Raw genomic sequence first — 22,094 nt, 5'->3', positions numbered from 1 at the left:
TTTTCTTTGTCGGATCAAGCGTGTCCGATTGTCATTATAGCTTATCAAAAGCACTCTGGATATATCCTAATTGCGGCGGAACGCAGATTGACTAACGATCGATCGCATGTTTCGCTTAGCCTTAAAAGAAGGTGTATCTTGGCAAGAGTTGAGCTATGCTTCTTTCTTTATGGATATCCCTCTTTTTGCTGAATTAACCACCCTTCTGGAGCTTGGCGATCAAATGGTCTCGAATGCTCTTAAGGGGGGGGTTAGTGTTGCTGAATGCGTGCTCCTTTCGGGAGCGGATTTATCGGTACGTGTGCGTATGGGTAAGACAGAACTAGTCGAACAATCGACTACCCGCTCTGTGGGGTTGCGAGTCATGAAAGGGAAGAGGGTTGTGTCGACATCGACCAGCGATCTGACTAGAAAGGGACTGGAGCGTTTCCTCAAGGATGCGTTGGAATTTGTTGAGCTCGCGGAAGAAGACGAATGTGCAGGGCCTGCCCCTCCTTCGCTTCTCTGTAATCCAGCAAAACAACCTGATCTTGAACTGTTCGATCCATGTGCTCATGAGTTTAAAACTGAGCAGGCGATTGCGCTAGCTGCTGCTGCTGAAAAGGAAGCGCTTGCTTTTGACTCACGGATCACCAATAGCGAGGGGGCTACCTTTGCTTGTACCTTGGGGGGGCGTGCGATGATCCTGTCTGGTGGATTCCGGGGAATTTCCACGGGTTCTTACTATTCGCTCAGCGTAAGTCCGTTGGCCGCCGATCAAGGAGGCAAGAATAGGAGAGGGTGCCATTGGACTGCAAAACGTTTCTTGAACGAACTCGATGATCCAATCCGAGTGGGTCAAGAAGCTGCCCGTCGCACCCTTGAGAAATTAGGGGCGCGTTCTATCCCAACTTGTGAAGTGTCCGTGATCTTCGATCCAGAAGCTGCCCGAACGTTGCTCAGTATGTTGTCGTGTTGCATCATGGGGAATGCTATTTGGAAGAAGGCTAGCTATTTAGCTGATCGCGAGGGGACTCAGGTGGCCAGTTCAATGGTGACCATCTTGGATGATCCTCTTCTCCTTCGTGCCCCTGGTTCTCGAGCGTTTGATGGGGAAGGGCTTGCGAGCAGGATCAATACCATCCTTGAAAATGGCATTTTGCGCACCTATTTGTGCGATAGCTACGCTGCTCGCAAACTTTCGCGTCAGAGCACGGCCAATGCATTCCGAGGGAGAGGAGGTGAGGTCTCTCCCGGCGTGACCAATTTGGTATTAAAGCCTGGGGTCGACTCGAAGGAGTCAATTCTCAAGGGGACGCCGAGAGGCCTGTACGTCACGAGCTTGATGGGATTTGGCTTTAATCCAGTGACAGCCGATTTTTCTCAAGGGGCGAGTGGCTTCTGGATCGAAAGGGGAGAGCTTGCATTCCCTGTGAGTGAGGTCACCATTTCTCTCAACCTCGATCAGCTCTGGCAGCGAGTTGATGCGGTAGGGAGCGATCTGGATCTGCGTACCTCGATCGCTGCGCCAACGATTCGCGTGGGGAAGATGACCGTGGCGGGAGAATAGGATGGCTCCTGAGCAAAAAGGGAAGGGGTGCGGCGTCAGCTTGCCTGCACTGCCCAAGGCCTTGCCAAGACGCTTGGTGTGGATCGGGCAACCGTCCTCGCATGGGAGAAAGGGGAACTCTTCTCCAAAAAAAAATATGTGCAGCAGATGAATGAACTGATCCAAAAGAAAATGACTCCGGCTTCCACTCCTCTTCTCGCGGCAGATCTTCTCGTGAAGGTGCTTGCCGACCCTCAGCTGTGGACACTTTTTCGAATTCGAAAAATCGTAGTGCACCAAGTCTTGCGTACAGCGGTTGAGAAGGTAGCTGCCGACTACCCTGATCCAGTGGCTGCACCGGAAAGAACCTCTTCTTGCCCCCCTTTTTCGGAAACTTGCCTTAAGCCGCCTGCAGTGCACAGTAGTTAACGGGATAGGGCTTGTTGACCATCATCATCTGCGGCTGATTGGATGAGTACCCGATTGCTACTCGCGACGGGATCCATGATCAAGCAGGGAAGGAAGAATTCAAAGTGGACATATCCGCTTTAGTCCTTAAAAAGGTTGAACGCTATCGTTGCCGCGCCGGCAACGCAGCCTATCATTAAGTTGTTCGTAGCTAGAGGCTTATTGATCCTGCTCTTGCTCTGGCAAAACATCCGACATGATTAAAATACATCGATCTGCTGCAAAATGAGCATCGTCAGACGAATAGTTTGACCAAATTTAAAAAAGCGGGGTTCATTTTGCTTGCTTTTACTCTTTCAATTCTCTGTCTCTTGGCAGAGTGCGCATGGTGGTCAACATTGGAAGCGATTGCTTTTCTTTCATCATACAGACAGAGCTTCCCCTTTTTATTATTGTTCAAGGCACCCTCCCCTTAAAATAGAGTGTCTCTCTTCAAGTTGTTTAGCAGATAAAGGCATAGAGGGCTCACACTTCTCATTATGCAAAGCATCGCATTTTTTTCGATATAGAGTAGAAAGGATGGATATCGTAGTAGCGTTCTGGAGAAATCAGATAAACTGGCTTGTGATATCTTGTGCGAAAGAGATAGGGCTCCATATCTGCGCTTCAAAATAGGGGAGACTTGGTGATGTTTTCTCTCCCGTTTGTATCTTAACGATGCTGCTCAAATCGCTAAGTGGTCGAAAGTTAAACTGGTCGCTTCAACTATGCGAGGCAATCCCTAGGATATCTCCGGATGTGTAAGTCGTTCTAGCTTTCGAATTGAATCCAAATTAAACTTAAGAATCACATCTCCGTACATATCGTTGGCGAACAGCGTGCGATTCCTCTTGGTTTTCTCTTCCGGACCAACGACTGTCAACTTGCTTTGAAAATTAATAAATCCATATTTGGCAGATAAGTAAGAAGGTTTAGGCTTAGTATTCTGAAGTGGGGAGGGAGGGTTCAGCATTTCCTGTCGTAGGAGCGCATGCAGCATGATCCGTGCTTCCCTTTCATCGGTACTCTTCTTTAGTTGGCTTTTTGTTTCTTGTCATGAACTCATGTTGAGCAATCAGGGGAAAGGATGTCGATTCCACCTTAATCAACACTTCCACCCCTGTGATAGGGCTACTCGCTTGCGCTGTAGGTAGAAGGCATCACTACTAAAGCTTCAGCCAATTGGCGCATACAAGCTTCTATTGATATTTCCTGTGTTGAGCTGTTAGACCCTAGGCTGGCTCGCTCTGCGTGATGGCAAAAGCAGCAGTACCAAAAGCAACTTCTTGCCCTTCTGTTCCTTGCCCACAACCTACCAACAAGGCAGTACTTAACACATAGACACACTGTTGCTGCTTATTCATGATAGCTCCTCACTACAGTCAATAGCTTGCTGTTAACTTGCCTACATCCAGAAAGATACATATGTTTTGATATGTCTTAATCCTCATGCAACTTTCTGCCTTTTTTTCTCTGCTTTCGTCATGAAATAGCGAAAGATATTGAAGGACTTGGGGATTCGAGCTCGTTGCAATCCTGCTCGATATGGGCTACCGGCACATGTCAGTCTGTGTGTTTGCCATTACTCTTTCGACAAGTACGGTGGTTCGGTGGTTGTCTCGGTTTAAGATGGGTATGCTGGTGTGAAAGATAGAGAGCAGACGCGTCCAAAGCATGCGCCTTCTTAAAATAGGTCCCCTTCTAGCTGGGTATATTCGTGGAGGGATGGTAAATCTTCGAGGGAATTAAGGCCGAAGAGCGTTAAAAAATAAGAGGTTGTGCCGTAAAGGAGAGGGCGTCCGGGTTCCTCTTTTTTCCCGAGAATGCGGATCAGATCGTGCTTGAGTAGAATTTTCAGCATGGGTCCAGAATCCACCCCTCGAATTTCATCGATTTCAGGTCGTGTGATCGGCTGTCGGTAGGCGACGATCGCGAGGCTTTCTAATTGGGCACGCGTAAGTTGAGTCGGTTTTTGGTTGCTGACCTTCCTTACAAATGAACCGAATGCGGGGTGGGTGCACCATATCCATCCGCCATTGATCTCTCTCAGCTGAACCCCTCGCGATTGAGACTCTTGCTTGAGTTCAGTGAGGATGTCTTTGATCTGTTTGGATGAGGCAGGCGCAATCTTCGTAAGTTCTGTGGTAGTCAGAGGCTGAGAGCTTGCAAAAACGAGAGCCTCGAGGAGCCCCTTTAGATGGTCATGAGAAAACTCGGGTGGATGATCGTCATCAGAGCTTTCTTCAGGTGATGTGGAATCGGTCTGATTGGATGTTTTATTCAGTGAACTCATGCGCGATCGTTTTCCTGATTCAGTTCCTTTTCTTTCTTCTTGGGTTCCACTTCGTGGATGTAAAGGGGGCCGAGCGGAGTGGCCTGCATCAGATGCACTTGATGCAATCGCGTCATTTCAAGCAATGCGAGAAACGTGATCACGCGTTCGATTCGTGTGGCTATCCCTTTGAAGAGCTCGTGAAAAGCAAAATGGCGGCGTTCGAGAAGAAGATGAGTTAGCTGTTGAATGCGTTCTGTTAAAGTGGTCGGTTCTACTGTCACGGTATGCACTCGTTTGATGCGCTCTTTGGAAAACAATCGGTGGAGTGCACTCATTAAAGCAAACGGAGAACCGCTTGCAAGAACTGGTGGCAGAGACGAACGGTTATTTTCTTCGGGAGGAAGTGCTCGAAAGAACACATCATCCCCCTCTCGGTGGAATTGGGAAAGCTCGAGAGCGGCCTGTTTGTATTTTTGGTATTCGAGTAGGCGTAGGATCAAAGCCTCTCTGGGATCTCTTTCTGGCTCTTGCGCCTCTTGTTGTTCTTGAAGGGAGGGGGAGGGGACGAGCATCTTCGATTTGATGTGAGCGAGTGTCACTGCCACCACAAGGTACTCACTGGCAATGTCAAGATGTTGATGCTGCATCAGCGCGAGGTAGTCGAGATACTTCGCTGTGACAAAAGCGATGGGCACATCCAAGATATCGAGCTCGTGCTTCTGACAAAGGTGCAACAGAAGGTCAAGAGGTCCTTCGAAGGTGGGGAGGGTTAGGAAACACTTGCTCTCATGAGCGGAAGATGCATTGGCTGTCGGTGAGGGGTTCATCGGCATTTAGAGGATGCGCATGGATCATTCATGAACTCGTTCATTTTTTGATTGGATGAATAATTTTAGAAAGTCCTTCCTAACAGTTGGGCTCACGCCATTACCTCCCAACGCTTGCACCTTTGAGTTGGATCTAAAAAAAGAGGTTTGACTTCACCGAGGCAATAAGGAAGTGTCAGAATATCCGTTCAAGAACGAAAGGAACAGTGGTGATTTTGCAGACTCATCAAATTCATTAAATTTGGCAAGTGCTTCGCGCAATTGTTTTCTTCTTTTCTTTGTCCCCCAAAGCTGCAGTCATAAGAAACCTTAATCTTCGGAGAGGATAGACGTTGCTTGCTGCTTCTTCTCCCATTCTGCACATCCTACCACAGAAGCCAAAAGATCAGCTGCCTACCCATACCCGTCTATATGTGTGCGTGGGTTTGTTTATCCCCTAGAAACCATCACAAGCCCATGAATGCTTCCTAGAGAACACATGCCCTTGCATCTGGTTCCGTTAGTTGGACTTGCGCTCTCTTTTGTACAGTTCCGTGATTCATTCTACTGATCGAGGGGGAGACGAATGTGACTGGATAGGGAATTAGAGGCCAAGCCAGGACAGAAGATGTACTTCTATTGATTCGATCGGTTGATAGAAAACAAGGGTAGCCAATTTAGGCGCACAGAAGAAAAAAGCGAGCAGAATTCCGAATCCATAGGGGCGGAGCATTCGTTGGAATCGATCGAGAAAAGGGGGTAGAAGTTTCGCTCCATCGAGAGGGGGGATGGGCAGAAGATTAAAGAAAGTCAACGCGAGATTGAGCGTGAACAGAGAGCTGAGGAAGGCCAGTACTCCTTCCCCTCGCGGAGCCAATGGGACGGATAAGGAGGGATATTCGATCCAGTGCAATCGGCCAGCCAACTGGATCGCGGCTATTGCGATCAATGCCATGAGGAGATTGGCTAGAGGACCAGCGAGGGCTACAGCAGCTGAGGCAAGCCGCGGGTGGATAGGGGCACGCACGCGTTCGACCCGGAAAGGGGCTGGACGAGCCCAGGCTAGGAAAGCTCCTCCCCCGCTGAGGACAGAGAGGGCAGGGATGAAAAGGGTTCCTAAGGGGTCGATATGCGCTTTGGGGTTAAGGGTGAGGTGCCCTTTCTCCTTTGCGGTTGGATCTCCCAACAAAAGAGCAGCCTGCGCATGGGCGTATTCATGGACTGTAAGGGAAAGGACGACAGGGATTAATTGAAGCACCACTTCCTGGATATACGTGGGGATCACAAACGGATGATCATAGAAAAACACGTTGTTCATCCTATCAGCTCTTTACCAGCATGAGATAAAAAAGAGTCGGTTGCAGTTCTTTAGATCCTTTTTGAAAGATGTGGGAATCTTCTCGGAGATGTCGTATATAGATAAAGAGACTCATGAGAAAGGATAAGATTGGATGCCTTTTGATCTAGGGTTAGTGGGCAAGCCTATGGATCCCGTGAGGATGGAATACGATTGGAAAGATACCGTCCTGTATGCGCTTGGGATCGGCTCCAAAAAGGATGAGCTTGATTATTTATACGAGAAGCGAGGTCCTAAAGTATATCCCAGTTTTGCGGTGGTGCCTAAATTCCAGCCGATGATGAATCTTCTACAGCGAGGAGGTGCTACCTGGGAAAACATCATTCATGCTGGAGAAGCTGTTCGGATTCATAGGCCTTTTGCGGCAGCAGGGATCTTGTGGACAACAGCGACCATCCGAGCCTTGTACAATATGAAAAAATTTGCAAAACTCGTTGTGGATACACTGACGACCGATGATCGTGGAGAGCCTTTAGCGATTACAACCTCTTCCATTCTCCTTCGGGGAGAGGGTGGATTAGGAGAGCCCCCTCCTAAGGAAGAGAAAAAAGCTTCCATTCCCAAAAACAAGCAGCCGGATTTCCATGTAGAGGAATCGGTGAGTCCTGAACAGGCTCTTTTGTATCGCTTGGTTGGAGATCTCAATCCGCTCCATATCGATCCTGAATTCGCGGGTGCGGCTGGTTTTGAAAAGGGCCCCATCCTCCATGGTTTATGTACATTTGGTTACATAGTACGCCATATAGCCAAGGGCATGTTTAGAGGGGATGCTACAAAAATTGTAAAAGTGGAAGGTTTGTTTCGAAAGCCGGTTTGGCCTGGTGATACCCTGGTGACCCAAGGTTGGAGGGTAGAACCAGGGATTATTGCTCTTCAGATCAGTGTCAAAGAGACGCGGGAAGCTGTGTTGGGAGGGGCTCATGCTGTGGTAGCAGAAGAAGGCTCAGATGAGCTTTTCTGCTGAGTGGTGTTGCGGTTGACCGGCTGTGGTCAAGAGATCGGTGAGGTCAATTAAATGCATCCTCTCATTGCTCTCAAATCTTCCTCGTGGTACCGCAACAAATACTTGTGATGTTGTTTGAAGGTCATTCAGTCCCCTCACACGTTGGAATTATCATGGATGGAAATGGGCGTTGGGCTCAGTTACATGGCCTGCCGCGCATTCGTGGTCACCATGAAGGGGCAAAAGCCGTTAGAAAAGTCGTTCGTGCTGCGCGTCGCATTGGTGTGCGTATCCTTACGCTGTATGCGTTCAGCGAGCAAAATTGGGCACGTCCTCTAGGGGAAATCGAAATTTTGATGCGTCTTCTCCACGATTTCCTAATCTCTGAACGTGAAGAACTCTTACAAAATGGCATACGCTTGCATGCGATCGGGAACCTATCCCGTCTCCCCGCGGATGTGCGATCCGTATTGGAGCCCCTTTGCCGTGAAAGCGCAGGGAATCAGGAGATGCTTTTGACGCTTGCTTTGAGCTATGGGGGGCGTGAAGAAATTGTCAGTGCTGCAAAATCGATTGTCCATGCTGTGATGGAAGGAAAAATGCGTGTTGAGGACATCAATACGGAGGTTTTTCAAAAACACGTCCCGAGTTTAATGATGGGTGATCCTGACTTGATTATTCGTACCAGTGGGGAGTACAGAATTTCAAATTTCCTTCTTTATGGACTCGCCTATGCAGAACTCTATTTTGCCGATGTTCTTTGGCCTGATTTCTCCGAAGACGATTTCTATGCTGCGATTCGAAGTTTCCAATCCCGTGAGCGGCGCTTTGGAGTAGCAGGCCACGCGGAGCCCCCAGCGGGTGAAGGTCAAGAGAGAACAATAGCTCCAAAACATATCGCCAGCTGACCTGACATTTGATGAAACATTCTTCCAACCTTGCGCAACGTCTCTTGACTGCTCTTGTAGGGGTCCCCCTTCTCTGTTTTTTTCTATTTTATGCTGCACCCGCTTGGTTTTTTGGGGGGATAATCCTGCCCGCTTCGATGGCAGCATGCTGGGAATTTCTCAGGATGACACACCCTTCGGATCCTTTTTCGCAGAGCGTTGGAGTCAGCTTGGGCTTTCTCGTGAGTGTGGCTGTCTATTGGGCCCGCTGTGAACCGAAGCTGCTCTGCTCTGTCTTTCTTTGCGTGCCGCTGATTGGGTGGTTGCTCCCCCTGCTTCGCCTTGGAAACATGGCCACGGTTTCCTTGCGCGCATGCGCGTTGGGGATCGCACCGTTCTTGACAGCACTTCCTCTCTCTCTTTTGGCTGTGATGCGTCGCGATCTGGTGGCAGGATCTCGGTATGTTCTTCTCGCTTTGCTCTTTGCGTGGTTGAGCGACAGCACCGCTTATTTCGTCGGTCGATTTCTAGGCGAACACAAACTGTACGAGGCGGTATCCCCTAAAAAGACCGTGGAAGGGGCATTGGGTGGTTTGGTGGGCAGTATATGCGGTGCGCTACTTGCTCACTTTTGGTTTCTCCCCTCCATGAATCTCTCCCATGCTGTACTGCTCGCATGTGTTGCGGGAGTTCTCGGTCAAGCAGGTGATTTGGCTGAGTCGGCTATTAAGCGATCCACTCAAGTGAAGGATTCAGGCCGGTTATTTCCAGGGCATGGGGGTATTTTGGATCGTGTAGACGCTCTTCTCTTGACGGGTGTTACGGTTTATCTCTACACGCTTTGGTATCAGGATTACCCTGGTGCACTTTGACTGATGGAGAGGGCTTGCGAGTCTGTACAAATCAAGATTCGCGACTGTTCAAAAGAGGAGGTGATAGATCAACGAAACATATCTGATGATTGTCAATTGATGCTTTTACTGATATCTGGACAGCAAAATCATTGAGGTTGCATGGATACAGTTAAAATGAAATTGTCATCAACATTAGCTGTTGACTGGAACAGGAACTTTTATCTCCCTCAATTTGCTCATGTATAATTGAGAAGGTGAAGCTTGAAATTTATTGTTCTTGTTCTAAACTAAAAGCATAGAAGCTAACCTTAATACTTTTGTTGGACATCGATCCAATAGTAGAGGAGTTTTTTCCTGTGAAATCTCAAAATTTTTCTCCTAAAGAAGAGGAATCGTGGACCTCCCCTTCTCATGAGTCTTCTTCTGCTAAGGTATCATCTCTTCCGACGCGCAGCAAATCCTCAAAATTGTCCTCATCCCCTTCCACTCCTGAGGCACGAGCTATGGTGGCCCAGCCAACCAAAGAGTATGATTTTCACAAAACAATTCAGACATACCTTGAGAGAGCAAGTGAGGTTATCAATTTAGAGCCTTATGTCAAAATCATTCTTTCTCAACCGAAGAATGAAATCATTGTTAATTTCCCCGTTCGTATGGACAACGGCGAAGTCCGTCTGTTTAAAGGCTACCGCGTTCAGCATAACAATATATTAGGTCCTTTCAAAGGCGGTATGCGTTATCATCCTGATGTGTCGTTGGATGATGTCAAAGCGCTTGCCTCGATGATGACCTGGAAGTGCTCTTTGATGGGTCTCCCCTTTGGTGGAGGGAAAGGAGGGATTAAATTTGATCCCCATGCGGTTTCCAGGCATGAATTGCAGAAAATTACCCGTCGATTCACCTATGCCTTAGGGGAGCAAATCGGGCCTGAATACGATATCCCTGCTCCTGATGTGGGGACGGATAGCCGCACGATGGCTTGGATGATGGATACCTATTCCAATATGGTTGGCAATTCCTCTAGGCAGACAGTGAAAGGGGTTGTCACAGGGAAACCTATATCCAGCGGTGGCATTCTCGGTCGTGAGAAGGCTACAGGCCAGGGGTTGGTGTACTGCCTTATCGAATGGGCTAAAGAGAAAGGGTACAGCCTTGCAGGCTCGACGATGGCCGTTCAGGGCTTTGGGAATGTGGGCTCCAACGCGGCTGTGATTCTCGCTCGGCTTGGTGTGTCTACTGTGGCGGTTGGAGATCACACCGGATATCTCTATAATCCGGAAGGATTCAATGCCCATAAACTTCAGGATTATGTCCGCGCTAATGGGTCAATCTCCGGTTATACAGGAGGGAAGACCATTACAAGAGACGAGTTCTTCGCAACGAAGATGGATATCTTTGCTCCCTGCGCGCTGGAGAATCAGATTGGTGAAGCGGAAGCCAATCTTCTTTCCTGTAGGATTGTGGTGGAAGGGGCCAATGGGCCTACGACTATTCAAGGGGAGAAGATCCTTCTGGAGCGCCAAATTGAACTCCTGCCCGACGTCTTAGTAAACTCTGGTGGAGTGACGGTCAGTTACTACGAGTGGATCCAGAACAAGCGGTCTGAGAATTGGACCCTTGAAGAAGTCGATGAGAAATTGGAAATGGCCATGCAGCGTGCTTATCGTGAGGTCAGTGATTTTGCCAGAAATAAGAAGGTAGATCTTCGCACTGCTGCCTATGCCATTGCTCTGCAGAGGATTGAAACTGTCTATAAAGAAAGAGAGGTCTTGCCATAATAGGAGCCGCGTATAGCGTGGAATCAAGAAAGGGCGCTCGTGAGGGGCGCTCTTTTTTTAATTCGTTTTCAAAGGATCGCGATCAAAAGACACCAGCAACAGAGACTCCATAGACAGTGGGATTCTCTTGGGAGATGGATGTGTATCCTTCTGTCTTGTCTATCATGGGCAGAACGTTGAAAGAGGAAGACGTATCCGCTTTTTTCTCTACGTTGCCCGCAGCGAGCCAGCCTAAGGTCCCTCCTGCGATCATACCACCAAGAGTAGTACCTATGAAGATCCTGGTATTTTCTGGGGTGCTTATGTCGAAAAGAAATGGACTGATCGCTGCTGCGGCTGCAATCCATCCCACTCCTGACCCAATGTCCATACTGAGGACTTGTGAAGGGGTAGTCTGGATGGACTGGGTAAGCACCCCCGCTATGATCAGACCTATCACTGCGCCGTAGCCAGCACCTGTTGGGGGGAATGGGTAAGTTGTCCCTTGGTATAGGTATTCTCCTAGTCCTCCTAAGAACGTGCCTAACATGGCTCCTGAATGGGTTAATGTTGCCCCCCCTTCGTCTACTCTTCCGAAGTAGGCGAGTACGCCTGTTGTCAGACTGAGTCCTATCAGGCTCCCCCCTAATCCCCAAGCATGGGTTGGCTTGTGAGGGCTGAGTAGAAGTCCTGATATCCCGCCCCACCATGCTCCTGCAGATAGGTACCACGCATCTCCAACGCCAATGTCCCATTCCTCTGCGATCAAAAGAGAACCTCCCAGTCCTAGCCCTACTCCTAATGCCATCAATGGATATGTAATCCGGTGGTCAATTGACTGGCTTTCCCCTTGTAGACTCCGCGCCACATAAGCTCCAAATAGACTTCCATTGACTGCGAGCGCCGTACGGCCAGGTGCAAGGGAGGTTGGCAGTTTTGTTGTGAAGTGAGGTGGACTTGCAGCGTAGGCAGGAGTGTCGTTCTCTGTACATGCGATCAGTTGACGGAGAAGATAAAGGCTTCGAACTGAAAGGTGGGATAAAGTGACTTCTTCGGATACTGCCCTCCACGTCTTCTGATCGAAAGAGACTACAAGTAAAGTTAAAAGAGCCCGATCAGCCCCCATGATCTGGACCCGTGGGCTGATAAGCCATGCATCTGATGCCAGATCGAATGAGGATAGAGTTGCTGCAGAAGGTTGGTTGCTTTTCTGGAGTTCTTCGATGTTCTCGATTTCCTCTTCTGTAGCGGGGGATGCGAGAGGGGTAAATCCAAGCTCCTTGAGCCCTTCGCACAGAATAGAGTCCAGCTCTTTGAGGAGGAGAAACAGTTCAGATGGAGGGGGGATGACTGGAGCTGTCCCCTCTTCTTTCGAGAATACCAAAGTCTGCCAGAGCGTGATGGTTTTTTGGGGTTCCCTCCCTCCTTGTGCCTTGACTGTATGCGTGACCGAAACTATTGCCCCCAAGAGCAAGAGATGTAGAAGGGGGAGAATGAATCGAAGGGGATGAAACGTGTGGATCTGACTTTGGGCAGGAAAAAACATGGAAAAAGGGCCCTCAACGAGTACGATCCATCAGAGAAGTTGGATCGTGTCAAATATTCACAGGACCTTATGCTTTTTACATGGTTTTTGGAGGTCTCCTTATATTAAATAAAAAGTGGCCATTTTAAATTTTGATAAGTGTAATCGATTGGAAAGAGTGTCTTATCGTTGGTTAAGTGAAAAGAAAATCCAAGCAGCGTCGAGGAACATGAAAGAAGAAAGAGGTTGTGATGTGTGATCAGAGGAAGTGGGTGTGGGCGAGCGTGGTGCTGCTCCTCTGGGGATGTGCACACACATCTTCTAGTGGTGGTGGGATTTCTGATCCAAAAAAGGCAGGGACGATGAGGATGTCTGTCCCCTTATCGATGCGCACAGGACTAAGTACTCGATCTCAGGCACTCTTCATACTGCTGCTCAACGACCCTCGAGCGGACGAGAATGTCTCCCTCCTTGTGCAAGTTGTTCCGGAGCAGATGCGCCGTGCAGCCTTTCACTTCGCAGAACGTCGGCCTGAACAAGGGTTGAGAGCCTTTTATGATGTCCTTTATCTAGTAAACCTTATGAGTGATCAAAGGGAGTTGACCCACGATGTGCTCGGCCCTTATGGCGTCGAAGTGCTTCGAAGTGCCATCAAAGAGGTGGCCCGAGCGGGGGATGAAGGGAGAGCGTGGACATTTTATGAACTCCTCTCCCAGGTGGGGTCCTCTGCAGATCGGGCTTCTGCTCGAGAGCACCTGATCATTTTAAAGGATTGGCTCGATCAAACAATGTCAGGAGGACCGATCAGCCGAGCGAGTGTTCTTGCACGCTTTTATGTTCAACGGTATTTTTTGCGGCCGACTGCTGATTCGAAGGAAGGGGCTGTTCGCGCTGTCAGAGCATGGGTCGAACAGGCTCTCGCTTTGCGAGATTCGCATCTAATGCTATCACGTGGTGAGCTGTCGCGCAGTGAAGCGGAAGAAGGGACGCGCGCCTTGAGGATGGGGGCTACACTTCTCGCTTCTATCTACCTGTATGATAGGGACCCGAGCGGTGCTATCTCGACTCTGTTGGGTTCCAGGATCTCGGAAATCCTACCCCGAGAGCTCTTGATAGCGCTTCAATCGCTTACCATAAAACAGGATGCTACGGCGTATCTCCATATGGCTCGACTGTTGCGAGCTGCTTTAGAGGTTAGAGAGGGGCAATGGGATAAGTGGATAGGGAGCGATTGGCTGATGGCGGTTCTTTTCCAATTGATGAAAGAAGCCTATCGTTTGGATCCTACCTTACCGGAGGCTGCAGAAGCTGTTGCCCTTGCGTTGCAGACTTATGGTTTAGGTGAAGCCACCGCCCCCATTTTGTTGAAAGCAATCAAAGCCCATCCGGAATCCCATCTCATCGAGGGGTCATTAGGTTTGATTATGCGTGCAATGGGGCTTGCATTGGAGTTGGAAGAGGAGGAGCAATCCGCGCGCGCAGTTTATCAATCTGCTCAACCCTTTTTTGATTTTGTAGAGGAGATTCAAAAAAAATCTCAGGTGCAGTTCGGCACCCCTATCCCGCTTCAGCCGGGCCTTGAACATATTCATATCATGATGGGTAAGATTGAATTGCGTAGTGGTCAAATGGAGGAAGCGCGATTTTGTTTCTATCGAGCTTTGGAGAAGGAAAGATTAGCCGAAGCCCTTCTCCCTCTCGCTCGCATTGAGTGGCATCAAGGGTATTCTTCTCAGGCTCTCGCGAAGTTAGATGAGGCGATGCAAGCGCAGGATGCAATTCAGAGCCCGATGTTTCAGGTCCATGTCTTGTTCTATAGGAGTGATATGGCTGTGGAAAAAGGGAGAGATGCTGCTGCGGTGCGGGATCCGCTGGTGAAAGCTTTGAAAGCGGCCAAGCAGGCGCGTGAATGGAATTCAGATGAAGTGCGGGCAGATGCGGAGAGAATGCTGTGTCGTATTCTCGATCGCTTTGGAGAAGCGGAGCTCGCTCGGAAGGCATTAGACCGAGCTTTGGAAGCTACCCCTACTGATAAAAATCAGCTTTCCGAAACCCTTTCGCTTCAGATTAGCCGATCGCTTGTCCATGGAAATCTTGCGGAGGGGAGGGAAGGATTGGGGCGTGCTCTTTCTTTTGATCTCAAGGTGGATATGTTAGTTTACTATGCCTTATGGGTTAGGCTATTGGAGCGGCGTCTCAATACCTCCAGCGATGGGGTGGCAGATCGTGTGTTCGATTTAGTGTTGGAGGAACAACAGAGCTGGATCGGCCGACTCGCTGCATTCGGTGCAGGACGTATTCAGGCTGAGGCGCTTGGAGCGAGTGCAGTCACCCCTATTCAGCGTGCGGAGGCTTCTTTTTACATGGCCATGGATAAACTGATCGCAGGGGATAAAGCGGGAGCTGCAGAAGGGTTTAAGGAAGTGTTGGAAGGGCCTGGAATGGAGCTTGTGGAATTCAGTGTGGCGCGTGATTTTCTGAAGGGGTGGCATTCAGAATTGGCTGGTCTACTGCCGGAGGAGGAAGCCACCCACCTCATTCAATGAGAACTTGCGTTTCAACATTTTATACATGGAACAAAGAACATCTTTCCTCTCCTACATTTCTTATCCTTGTGACTATATTAAGTTAAAGTCTTTAAAAGGCTTGTTTACGTATAGACTTATGCGTGGCATCTCTCTCCTGCATCTCAATGTGTTGCTTCTTCTTTCTCTTAATGAAGAATGGGGGCAGCTGCTTAGAGTCATGTGCTTTCATTGCACCCTTTTTGCTACTCTTTCCGCCCCACGCTCTTCATTGAGGTTGAACAGATGATTACAGAGGAGGAGTCCTGCAGGTCTTTTTTTCCCATGCTTCGAATGAATGCAGTAGATTGGAGCAACATGATCACGGAGTGTAGAAGGCTGATATGGCTTTGATCGACTTCATTCGCCGCTTTTCAAAAAAAGAAGAAGCGAGTGGGGTGATTCTTCTGATCGCTACGTGTATTGCGCTCATTAGCGCCAACAGCCCTTTTGCTGCGATGTACACCTCGCTTTGGAATACGCCGCTTATTCTTGGAAATCCTCAAACGACTCCGCTCACGCTTCATTTTATTGTCAGCGAAGGACTAATGACGCTGTTTTTTCTAAGAGTGGGGCTTGAAATTCGAGGCGAATTGAAAAAAGGAAAGCTTGCCTCTTGGAAAAACCTGGCCCTCCCCACCTTGAGTGCGATTGGAGGAATGCTGGTGCCATGCTTCATCTATTGCTATTTCAACACGGATCCATATGCGCGGCGAGGATGGGGGATCCCAACTGCAACAGATATTGCATTTGCAGTAGGAGTACTCCAGGCTCTTGGAAGACGCATCCCGTCTTCATTACGTATTTTTCTGCTTACGTTTGCTGTTTTAGATGATATCGGTGCTATTGTTACAATTGCACTTTTTTATTCTTCTCACTTGTCATCATTGGGTCTTGTTTGGTTCCTTCCAGGCCTTTGTGCCATATGGCTCCTGGTCACCTGCAAGATCCATCAGATGGTAGCCTACTTGTTCCCGGCTGTACTTATTTGGATTGGGGTCTGGCAATTGGGGATCCACCCTACGTTGGCAGGTTTAATTCTAGGGCTCCTTCTCCCCATCCAAGTTCGAAGTGTCTCGTTTGCCAAAAAGATGCAACAGACTATCGACCCCTGGGTCCTCTTTGGGGTCATGCCTCTTTTCGCACTTGCCAACGCAGGGATTCACTTGGGAGGCCTAGCCGTTCAACATGCCGATAGTTGGAACATTTGCATAGGAATAACCATTGCTCTTCTAGTTGGGAAACCCTTAGGGATCATCGCTGCAGGGATTCTAGCTATTCATTGCTATCAGCGAAAGGGTGGGACTTCGTCTAAACAGTACAGAGAGCTGATAGTGGGGGGAAGTTTAGGGGGGATTGGATTTACGATGTCGCTTCTGATCACCACTCTCGCATTTCCAGCTTCCAGTGAATTTATTCAAATGGCTAAATGCGGCGTGCTTCTAGGGTCGAGCTTATCTGCTAGCGCAGGGATCTTGTTGGGACGTCTTCTCCTTCCTATCCCTCGTTCGGAATCATCGTCTCTCTCACCTCACTCGTAGATTAGGATGAGGACGTCTTTGCTTTGTGACTAGCATTATGTGTATGTCGAAAGTGTTTTCAAATTTTATATATCAAAGGGGGGCGAGTGATGTAATCCAACTTGGTAAGAAAAGGATGGATGTGGATAGTCATCCTGTTCTCTTCCGGCCTAGATTGTACGGGATTGGAAGATGACCAACAAGCGACAGTTCGTTTTTCTAGTGTGATTTTGTCTAAATCTGAAGAGGAAGAAGAGAGCCTACCTTCCATCTCGAATCGCTTGCGCAAGCGTAAAGATCCATCTATCCCCTCGGGTATACCGTGCAAGTGTAAAGAGCTATCCATATGCTCAGATGGATTGCCGGCTCTCTCCCCTTTCGATTACGTGTCAGATGACGTGCTGATCAAGATATTTGAACGCCTACCTATTGCAGTTTTAGATCGATTGAGGCATGTCAATCACAGATTTCGTGCTGTAATCGAAGCAACGAGCGCCAATACCACCATTAATAATGAATGGGTGGCTTCCCGGTAGATTCTCAATGATGAGGAGCTTCGTGTTTATCCTTGGTTATCCGACTTTGGAAACGATTCTGAATTGCCGCATATTGGAAAGCCTGCCTATCCGTTATTTTATCGTATGGTGATTTCCCTGGTAAGTCTGAACAATAGGAATAACCTGAAAAAAGAGGCGCACTTTAGAGCGCTTGCACAACAGCCCGTTCAAGAGTTTGTGCTCATGGGTACCCGCATCTCGTTGGAAGGGCTCAAAATTCTTATGGACCCTCAGTCCGTACTCTCCAAGTATCTTTGGTCTGTTGAATTGAATTTGGATTTTGTACATTGGGAATAGAAAGAGGAGACATGGATGAATAAGCAGAAACTTTCGCACTCTTGGTGTCTAGGGAGTACGAGGAATTTCGAAAACAATTGTTCTATCCGAGAGGGGGATTCTTTATTGTTTTTCGAGCTCCAAAGAAGGTAAAAGGAGCTAATTTCGCGGGGCTCTTGCCAACCTTAATGAAAAAATAGGCCAATCCCCATTTCGTTTGTGCTTAACCGGATTTACCAACGCTCACCTTGCTGCGCTCAAGTTACCTAGAGCTTGAAGGCCCATTCGTTGATCTTAATGGTGTCGCGATGCTGGAGAAGATTACCACGATTATTCAATTCGAGACGTAGAAAGAGAGCATGATGGCATTGTCCATCACCTATCGACAGGATTTGGGTGAAGAAAGAGGAGAGAGCGTCACTCAAGAGGAATTTAAGATGCTCTTGACTGCTTTTTCCAAGGTGGAAGTATATTAATGGGGGATACACTGCAAGGGGGTGGAGCTCCTGTCGAAGCGCTTCCTGGAATTGAAAATTTGACTCGGCTTGAAAGCTTGAAGCCCGAAGGTAATTTTGGGGGTGGCAATTTTTAAGAATACTGCGTGTCAGTGGCTGCCCTTAGTCAATCTGTCGCTAGGGATAGGCGAAAGTGGGGCTTTCCCTCTATAACAGATGATGCTCTAGCCACTCTGGTGAAAGACAATAATTCCTAGCTTAATAAAGCTAGCACTGGTAGTGAAGAGTTTCTCTGAAATGAGTGTGAAACTCTTGTTAAGTGAAAAGAAGAGGCTCCAGCATTTATCCATTCAGGGATCGCACTTTAATCAGTTTTCTCGGATTGCTTAAAGAGTTGACAGAGCTTGAGGAAATTCAGATTATCAGGATGTCAATGGATTTGGAATTCTGTCTGGAGACATTAAAAGGGATGAAAAAGTTAAAGAGAATCACTTTTAAGGGTAAAGGTATTTGCTCGGAAGAAGAAAAAACAGAAGAATTTCTCCAGGCTAATAGGAGCCTTAGAAGAGTGGAAATTAATAGTCGATTCTATAAATGATCGCTCTATCCATGACCGGTTGCAAAGAAAAGCCAGGATCCGTCCTTTTTTGATTAAGATAAGAATTAAGTGAATAGAATACAAGATACGTATGCTGTCATCCTGGCAGGGGGTGCTGGAACCCGTTTTTGGCCAGCCTCTCGGAAGCACATCCCTAAGCAATTATTACCTCTTGCAGGGTTACCTAATGAGTCGATGGTCGCTGCAACAGTTCGACGGCTTAGCCCGCTTATTCCTTCCCATCGTATGCTGATTTCAACGAGTCAACACTTGTTGCCTCAGGTGAAAAGAGTTCTCCCTACCACCTTCGTGGATGCTCAGTTTTTGTCTGAACCGGTTGGGCGGAATACCGCACCTTGTATCGGGTGGGCTACTTTCAAAATTGTACGACAGAATGAGAATGCACGGATTGTTGTACTCCCGAGTGATCATTTTATTGCAGACGAACAAAAATTTTTGCAGACGATCGAGCGTGCTCTCGATGTTGCAAGCAAGGGGTACTTAACTACTATTGGGATTATACCCACGCGCCCTGAGACGGGATACGGTTACATTGAGTTGGGTGATCCTATCGATCCTCATGCTTTTCAGTGTAAAAAGTTTACGGAAAAGCCCTCTTACAACATAGCCCAGAAATATGTTGCCAGTCAAAAACACCTTTGGAATGCAGGAATTTTTTGTTTTCAAGCAAAAGTGATGAAAGCGGCCATTTCAAACAGTATCCCTTCTCTTGCTGATGGCCTTGTCGAAATCGAGCAAGCAGCTCTTCAAGGAGAAGAGGAAGAGAGCATCCATCAGGTATTCCCTCGCTTACCGTCTTTATCTATCGATTACGGAATCATGGAGAAAGCATCCAATCTTGCTGTGGTGCCAGCTGACTTTGGATGGAATGATGTAGGATCTTGGGCAAGCGCTTGGGAACTTGCTGTGCGAGATGAACACGGGAACGTTTTACCCTCTAATGCGATTGCCCTCTGCGCTTCCAATAATTTTTATTACGCGTCCTCTACCAATCCATCCAAAAAACTCGTTGCGCTGGTGGATGTACATGATTTTGTCATTGTCGACACAGAAGATACTCTTTTGATTGTACCCCGTGAAAGATCTCAAGAAGTTCGATCTGTGGTGGAACAGTTACAACAGCGTAAGCAATTTGAGTGGTTATAGACACTTCAGGTTACATCGTCATGTAACCCTTTTCAAGGTGGCTGCTTTTCGTTTTCTTTGTGGTTTTGATTTGGCAATGAGATTTTGACCTTCGAGAAGCTTGATTTGATCCCGCAAGTGCGCAGCCTTCTCAAATTCGAGTTGTTCAGCAGCGGTCATCATTTCAATGCGGAGTTGCTCTATACTCAACGGGTTCGAATTGGATAATGCATCCTTTGGAGCGTGGGTATCTTGAGAAGAGGTCCCCTTGGAGTGCCCTGGCAGCGTGTGGGGAATATCCATGACCGCTCGGACTACCGTGGTAGGAGTCACGCCATGCCGTTCGTTGTACTCTGCTTGGAGTTGTCGCCGTCTTGCTGTCTCTTCAAGCGCATACCGCATCGCGTCTGTTACCTTATCCGCATACATAATGACACGCCCATGAACGTTTCGTGCAGCGCGTCCAATCGTCTGAATCAAAGAACGCGAATTCCTTAAAAAACCCTCTTTGTCTGCATCAAAAATCGCGACGAGAGCAACTTCAGGTAGATCAAGCCCTTCTCGAAGTAAGTTGATTCCTACAAGCACATCATATTCACCTAATCTCAAATCGCGTAAGATCTCTACTCGCTTGAGTGTATCGATATCCGAATGGAGGTACTGAATGGCGATCCCCAGATCGCGATAATAATCTGTTAAATCCTCTGCCATTCTCTTTGTAAGCGTTGTACATAAGACCCGTTCATTTCGCTTGATGCACCCACGAATTTCTTCAAGTAAATGATCCACTTGCCCAGCAACAGGACGCACTTCGATGGGCGGATCCATAAGGCCAGTCGGACGGACTATCTGTTCAACAATAACACCCCCTGTTTGCTTAATTTCATAATCACCTGGTGTGGCGGACACATAAATCACTTGATGAACCATCGATTCAAATTCTTCAAACTTAAGAGGTCGATTGTCGAGCGCGCTCGGGAGTCGAAATCCAAATTCCACCAGCGTCTCTTTTCTTGATCGATCCCCTTTGTACATCGCACTCAATTGAGGAATGGTTTGATGGGATTCATCGATGATCAGCAAAAAATCCTTCGGGAAGTAATCGATGAGGGTAGGAGGGGGCTCACCCGCTTTTCGACCTGACAAATGTCTCGAATAGTTTTCAATCCCATGACAGAAACCCATTTGTTCCATGATTTCCAAGTCGTATTGGGTCCTCTGATCCAATCTGTTTTTCTCGAGCAAACGACCATCTTTTTCAAAGAACTGCAATTGCTCTGTCAGTTCCTCTCGGATCTGTTGAATGGCTTTTTGCATTTGTTGTTGATGCGTTACATAATGCGAGCCTGGATAGAGGACATACTCGTCAAGCAATTGAACGGTGTTTCCTCGAATCGGATCAATTTCCTTAATAGAGTCGATCAGCCCTCCAAAAAATTCTATTCGAATCGCTCGATCCTGCTCGTAAGCCGGGAACACATCCACAATATCCCCCCTCACTCGAAACGATGAACGGTGAAAATCGATATCATTGCGCTCATACTGAATATCTACAAGCAATCGCAACAGATGATCGCGACGAAACATCTCTCCTTTCTTCAAGCGAAGCACCAAACTGTGATAGCTATCCACATCTCCAATTCCATAAATGCAGCTAACGGAGGCAACAATGATCACATCGCGCCGTGAGAGAAGAGCGTGAGTGGCAGCATGGCGCATTCGATCGATCGCATCATTGATCAGAGCATCTTTGGCGATATAAGTATCTGTGGTAGGGATATACGCTTCAGGCTGGTAATAATCGTAATAACTGACGAAGTACTGGACTGCATGCTCAGGAAATAATTCTCGCATTTCAGTAAAAAGCTGGGCAGCCAACGTTTTGTTAGGGGCAAGGATAAGCGTTGGGCGCCCTGTCTGCTGGATCACGTGAGCCATTGTAAACGTCTTCCCAGAGCCTGTGATACCCAGCAGTACTTGGTGCTTTTCTCCTCGGTTCACCCCTGCAACGAGCTGTTGGATCGCTTTTGGTTGATTGCCTCTAGGCTGGTAGGCTGTGTGAAGGTGAAAAAGTGTCATGTTCCTAGATGCCGCTTCGCCTGATATGTCTGACCCTCTCTTCTAAGTATAGGAATTTCCTTCCTACAGACTGTGCGTCGAGATCGACATTCTTCCTCTATCGAGGTATAGATAACCTCGGTTTCCTCGAGCCTATACAATTTTTTATGAATCCATTCGAGGAAATTGGTCGTACAGTTGGGTGCAGAGAAGGAGATGGATTCAAGGCTCTAACCTTCTTTTTTGTCCACCAAGAACTAAACACTTGTTTTGGATGGATTTTCTCCTTCTGGTTCTAGCCTTGTAAGCTCTGTTTTTTTGTACTTGAAGAAGGATAATATTTGATTATCAGATGTACATTTCTCTAAGAACGTTTTCAAAGGTATTTTCTTATAATTCAGGGTTAAAGCAAAAGGCATTTTCATTGAAAAGCAACGCACCTGCAATCCACACAGGATGAAGGACTGTCATTTCATGTTGCTAATGTGTAAGCTGGTTTCTTGAGTTGTTTCTCGCAAATAAAGTATTTGCGTAGCGCGTT

General features: G+C 47.8%; 17 protein-coding genes. 10 read left to right on the top strand and 7 right to left on the bottom strand.

From position 1 onward, the window contains the following. Nucleotides 1–106 precede the first annotated feature (106 nt). Nucleotides 107–1,549, top strand: coding sequence for a TldD/PmbA family protein (locus tag BCY86_RS07290; RefSeq protein WP_245776218.1), 1,443 nt, complete (start codon nt 107–109; stop codon nt 1,547–1,549). Nucleotides 1,550–1,576: 27 nt separating this feature from the next. Then, nucleotides 1,577–1,957 (top strand): hypothetical protein, encoded by a 381-nt coding sequence (locus BCY86_RS07285; protein ID WP_075277133.1) that lies wholly within the window; start codon nt 1,577–1,579, stop codon nt 1,955–1,957. Between the two features lie 760 nt (nt 1,958–2,717). Here BCY86_RS07285 and BCY86_RS07280 read toward each other — a convergent pair. The 5 genes from BCY86_RS07280 to BCY86_RS07265 form a co-directional block, all read right to left on the bottom strand. Continuing rightward, entirely contained in the window at nt 2,718–2,975 is a 258-nt protein-coding gene (locus BCY86_RS07280; protein WP_075277132.1) for a hypothetical protein, read from the bottom strand. A gap of 232 nt (nt 2,976–3,207) precedes the next feature. Beyond that, complete coding sequence (locus tag BCY86_RS10550) at nt 3,208–3,339, bottom strand: hypothetical protein (RefSeq protein WP_275935822.1); 132 nt, start codon at nt 3,337–3,339, stop codon at nt 3,208–3,210. Nucleotides 3,340–3,659: 320 nt separating this feature from the next. Further along, a complete protein-coding gene (gene scpB / locus BCY86_RS07275) occupies nt 3,660–4,268 on the bottom strand; it encodes an SMC-Scp complex subunit ScpB (RefSeq protein ID WP_075277131.1) in 609 nt (202 codons plus the stop codon). After that, nucleotides 4,265–5,077, bottom strand: coding sequence for a segregation and condensation protein A (locus BCY86_RS07270; protein WP_075277649.1), 813 nt, complete (start codon nt 5,075–5,077; stop codon nt 4,265–4,267). Before BCY86_RS07270 ends, scpB begins: the two co-directional genes overlap by 4 nt. Before the next feature lie 583 nt (nt 5,078–5,660). After that, nucleotides 5,661–6,374 (bottom strand): site-2 protease family protein, encoded by a 714-nt coding sequence (locus tag BCY86_RS07265; RefSeq protein ID WP_075277130.1) that lies wholly within the window; start codon nt 6,372–6,374, stop codon nt 5,661–5,663. A 133-nt stretch (nt 6,375–6,507) separates the two neighbouring features. On the opposite strand from BCY86_RS07265, the gene BCY86_RS07260 reads away from it, so the two are divergent. The 4 genes from BCY86_RS07260 (at nt 6,508) to BCY86_RS07245 (ending at nt 10,875) form a co-directional block, all read left to right on the top strand. Beyond that, nucleotides 6,508–7,377, top strand: a complete 870-nt coding sequence (locus BCY86_RS07260; RefSeq protein WP_075277129.1) for a MaoC/PaaZ C-terminal domain-containing protein — start codon at nt 6,508–6,510, stop codon at nt 7,375–7,377. A gap of 107 nt (nt 7,378–7,484) precedes the next feature. Continuing rightward, on the top strand, nt 7,485–8,264 hold the full coding sequence (gene uppS, locus BCY86_RS07255; protein ID WP_075277128.1) for a polyprenyl diphosphate synthase: 780 nt from the start codon (nt 7,485–7,487) through the stop codon (nt 8,262–8,264). A gap of 11 nt (nt 8,265–8,275) precedes the next feature. Beyond that, on the top strand, nt 8,276–9,115 hold the full coding sequence (locus BCY86_RS07250; protein WP_075277127.1) for a phosphatidate cytidylyltransferase: 840 nt from the start codon (nt 8,276–8,278) through the stop codon (nt 9,113–9,115). 338 nt (nt 9,116–9,453) lie between these two features. After that, the gene (locus BCY86_RS07245; protein ID WP_245776217.1) at nt 9,454–10,875 is read left to right on the top strand and encodes a Glu/Leu/Phe/Val family dehydrogenase; all 1,422 of its coding nucleotides are present in this window, start codon (nt 9,454–9,456) and stop codon (nt 10,873–10,875) included. An 82-nt stretch (nt 10,876–10,957) separates the two neighbouring features. Here the strand turns inward: BCY86_RS07245 and BCY86_RS07240 are convergent, their stop codons facing one another. Beyond that, complete coding sequence (locus BCY86_RS07240; protein WP_075277126.1) at nt 10,958–12,400, bottom strand: hypothetical protein; 1,443 nt, start codon at nt 12,398–12,400, stop codon at nt 10,958–10,960. A gap of 230 nt (nt 12,401–12,630) precedes the next feature. Here BCY86_RS07240 and BCY86_RS07235 point away from each other — a divergent pair, with 230 nt between their 5' ends. The 4 genes from BCY86_RS07235 (at nt 12,631) to BCY86_RS07210 (ending at nt 19,516) form a co-directional block, all read left to right on the top strand. Further along, complete coding sequence (locus BCY86_RS07235) at nt 12,631–14,925, top strand: tetratricopeptide repeat protein (protein WP_075277125.1); 2,295 nt, start codon at nt 12,631–12,633, stop codon at nt 14,923–14,925. 362 nt (nt 14,926–15,287) lie between these two features. Next, complete coding sequence (gene nhaA / locus BCY86_RS07230; protein ID WP_075277124.1) at nt 15,288–16,484, top strand: Na+/H+ antiporter NhaA; 1,197 nt, start codon at nt 15,288–15,290, stop codon at nt 16,482–16,484. Nucleotides 16,485–16,603: 119 nt separating this feature from the next. Then, nucleotides 16,604–16,999 (top strand): F-box protein, encoded by a 396-nt coding sequence (locus BCY86_RS07225; RefSeq protein WP_075277123.1) that lies wholly within the window; start codon nt 16,604–16,606, stop codon nt 16,997–16,999. Nucleotides 17,000–18,418: 1,419 nt separating this feature from the next. Further along, nucleotides 18,419–19,516, top strand: coding sequence for a mannose-1-phosphate guanylyltransferase (locus tag BCY86_RS07210; protein ID WP_083604261.1), 1,098 nt, complete (start codon nt 18,419–18,421; stop codon nt 19,514–19,516). An 18-nt stretch (nt 19,517–19,534) separates the two neighbouring features. Here the strand turns inward: BCY86_RS07210 and uvrB are convergent, their stop codons facing one another. After that, nucleotides 19,535–21,574, bottom strand: coding sequence for an excinuclease ABC subunit UvrB (gene uvrB / locus BCY86_RS07205; RefSeq protein WP_075277120.1), 2,040 nt, complete (start codon nt 21,572–21,574; stop codon nt 19,535–19,537). Nucleotides 21,575–22,094 lie beyond the last annotated feature (520 nt).

The organism is Pajaroellobacter abortibovis, assembly GCF_001931505.1.
GTDB classification, from domain to species: Bacteria; Myxococcota_A; Polyangia; order Polyangiales; family Polyangiaceae; genus Pajaroellobacter; species Pajaroellobacter abortibovis.
Note: the sequence above shows the minus strand (reverse complement) of the source record. Positions and strands in the feature narration are given on the sequence as shown.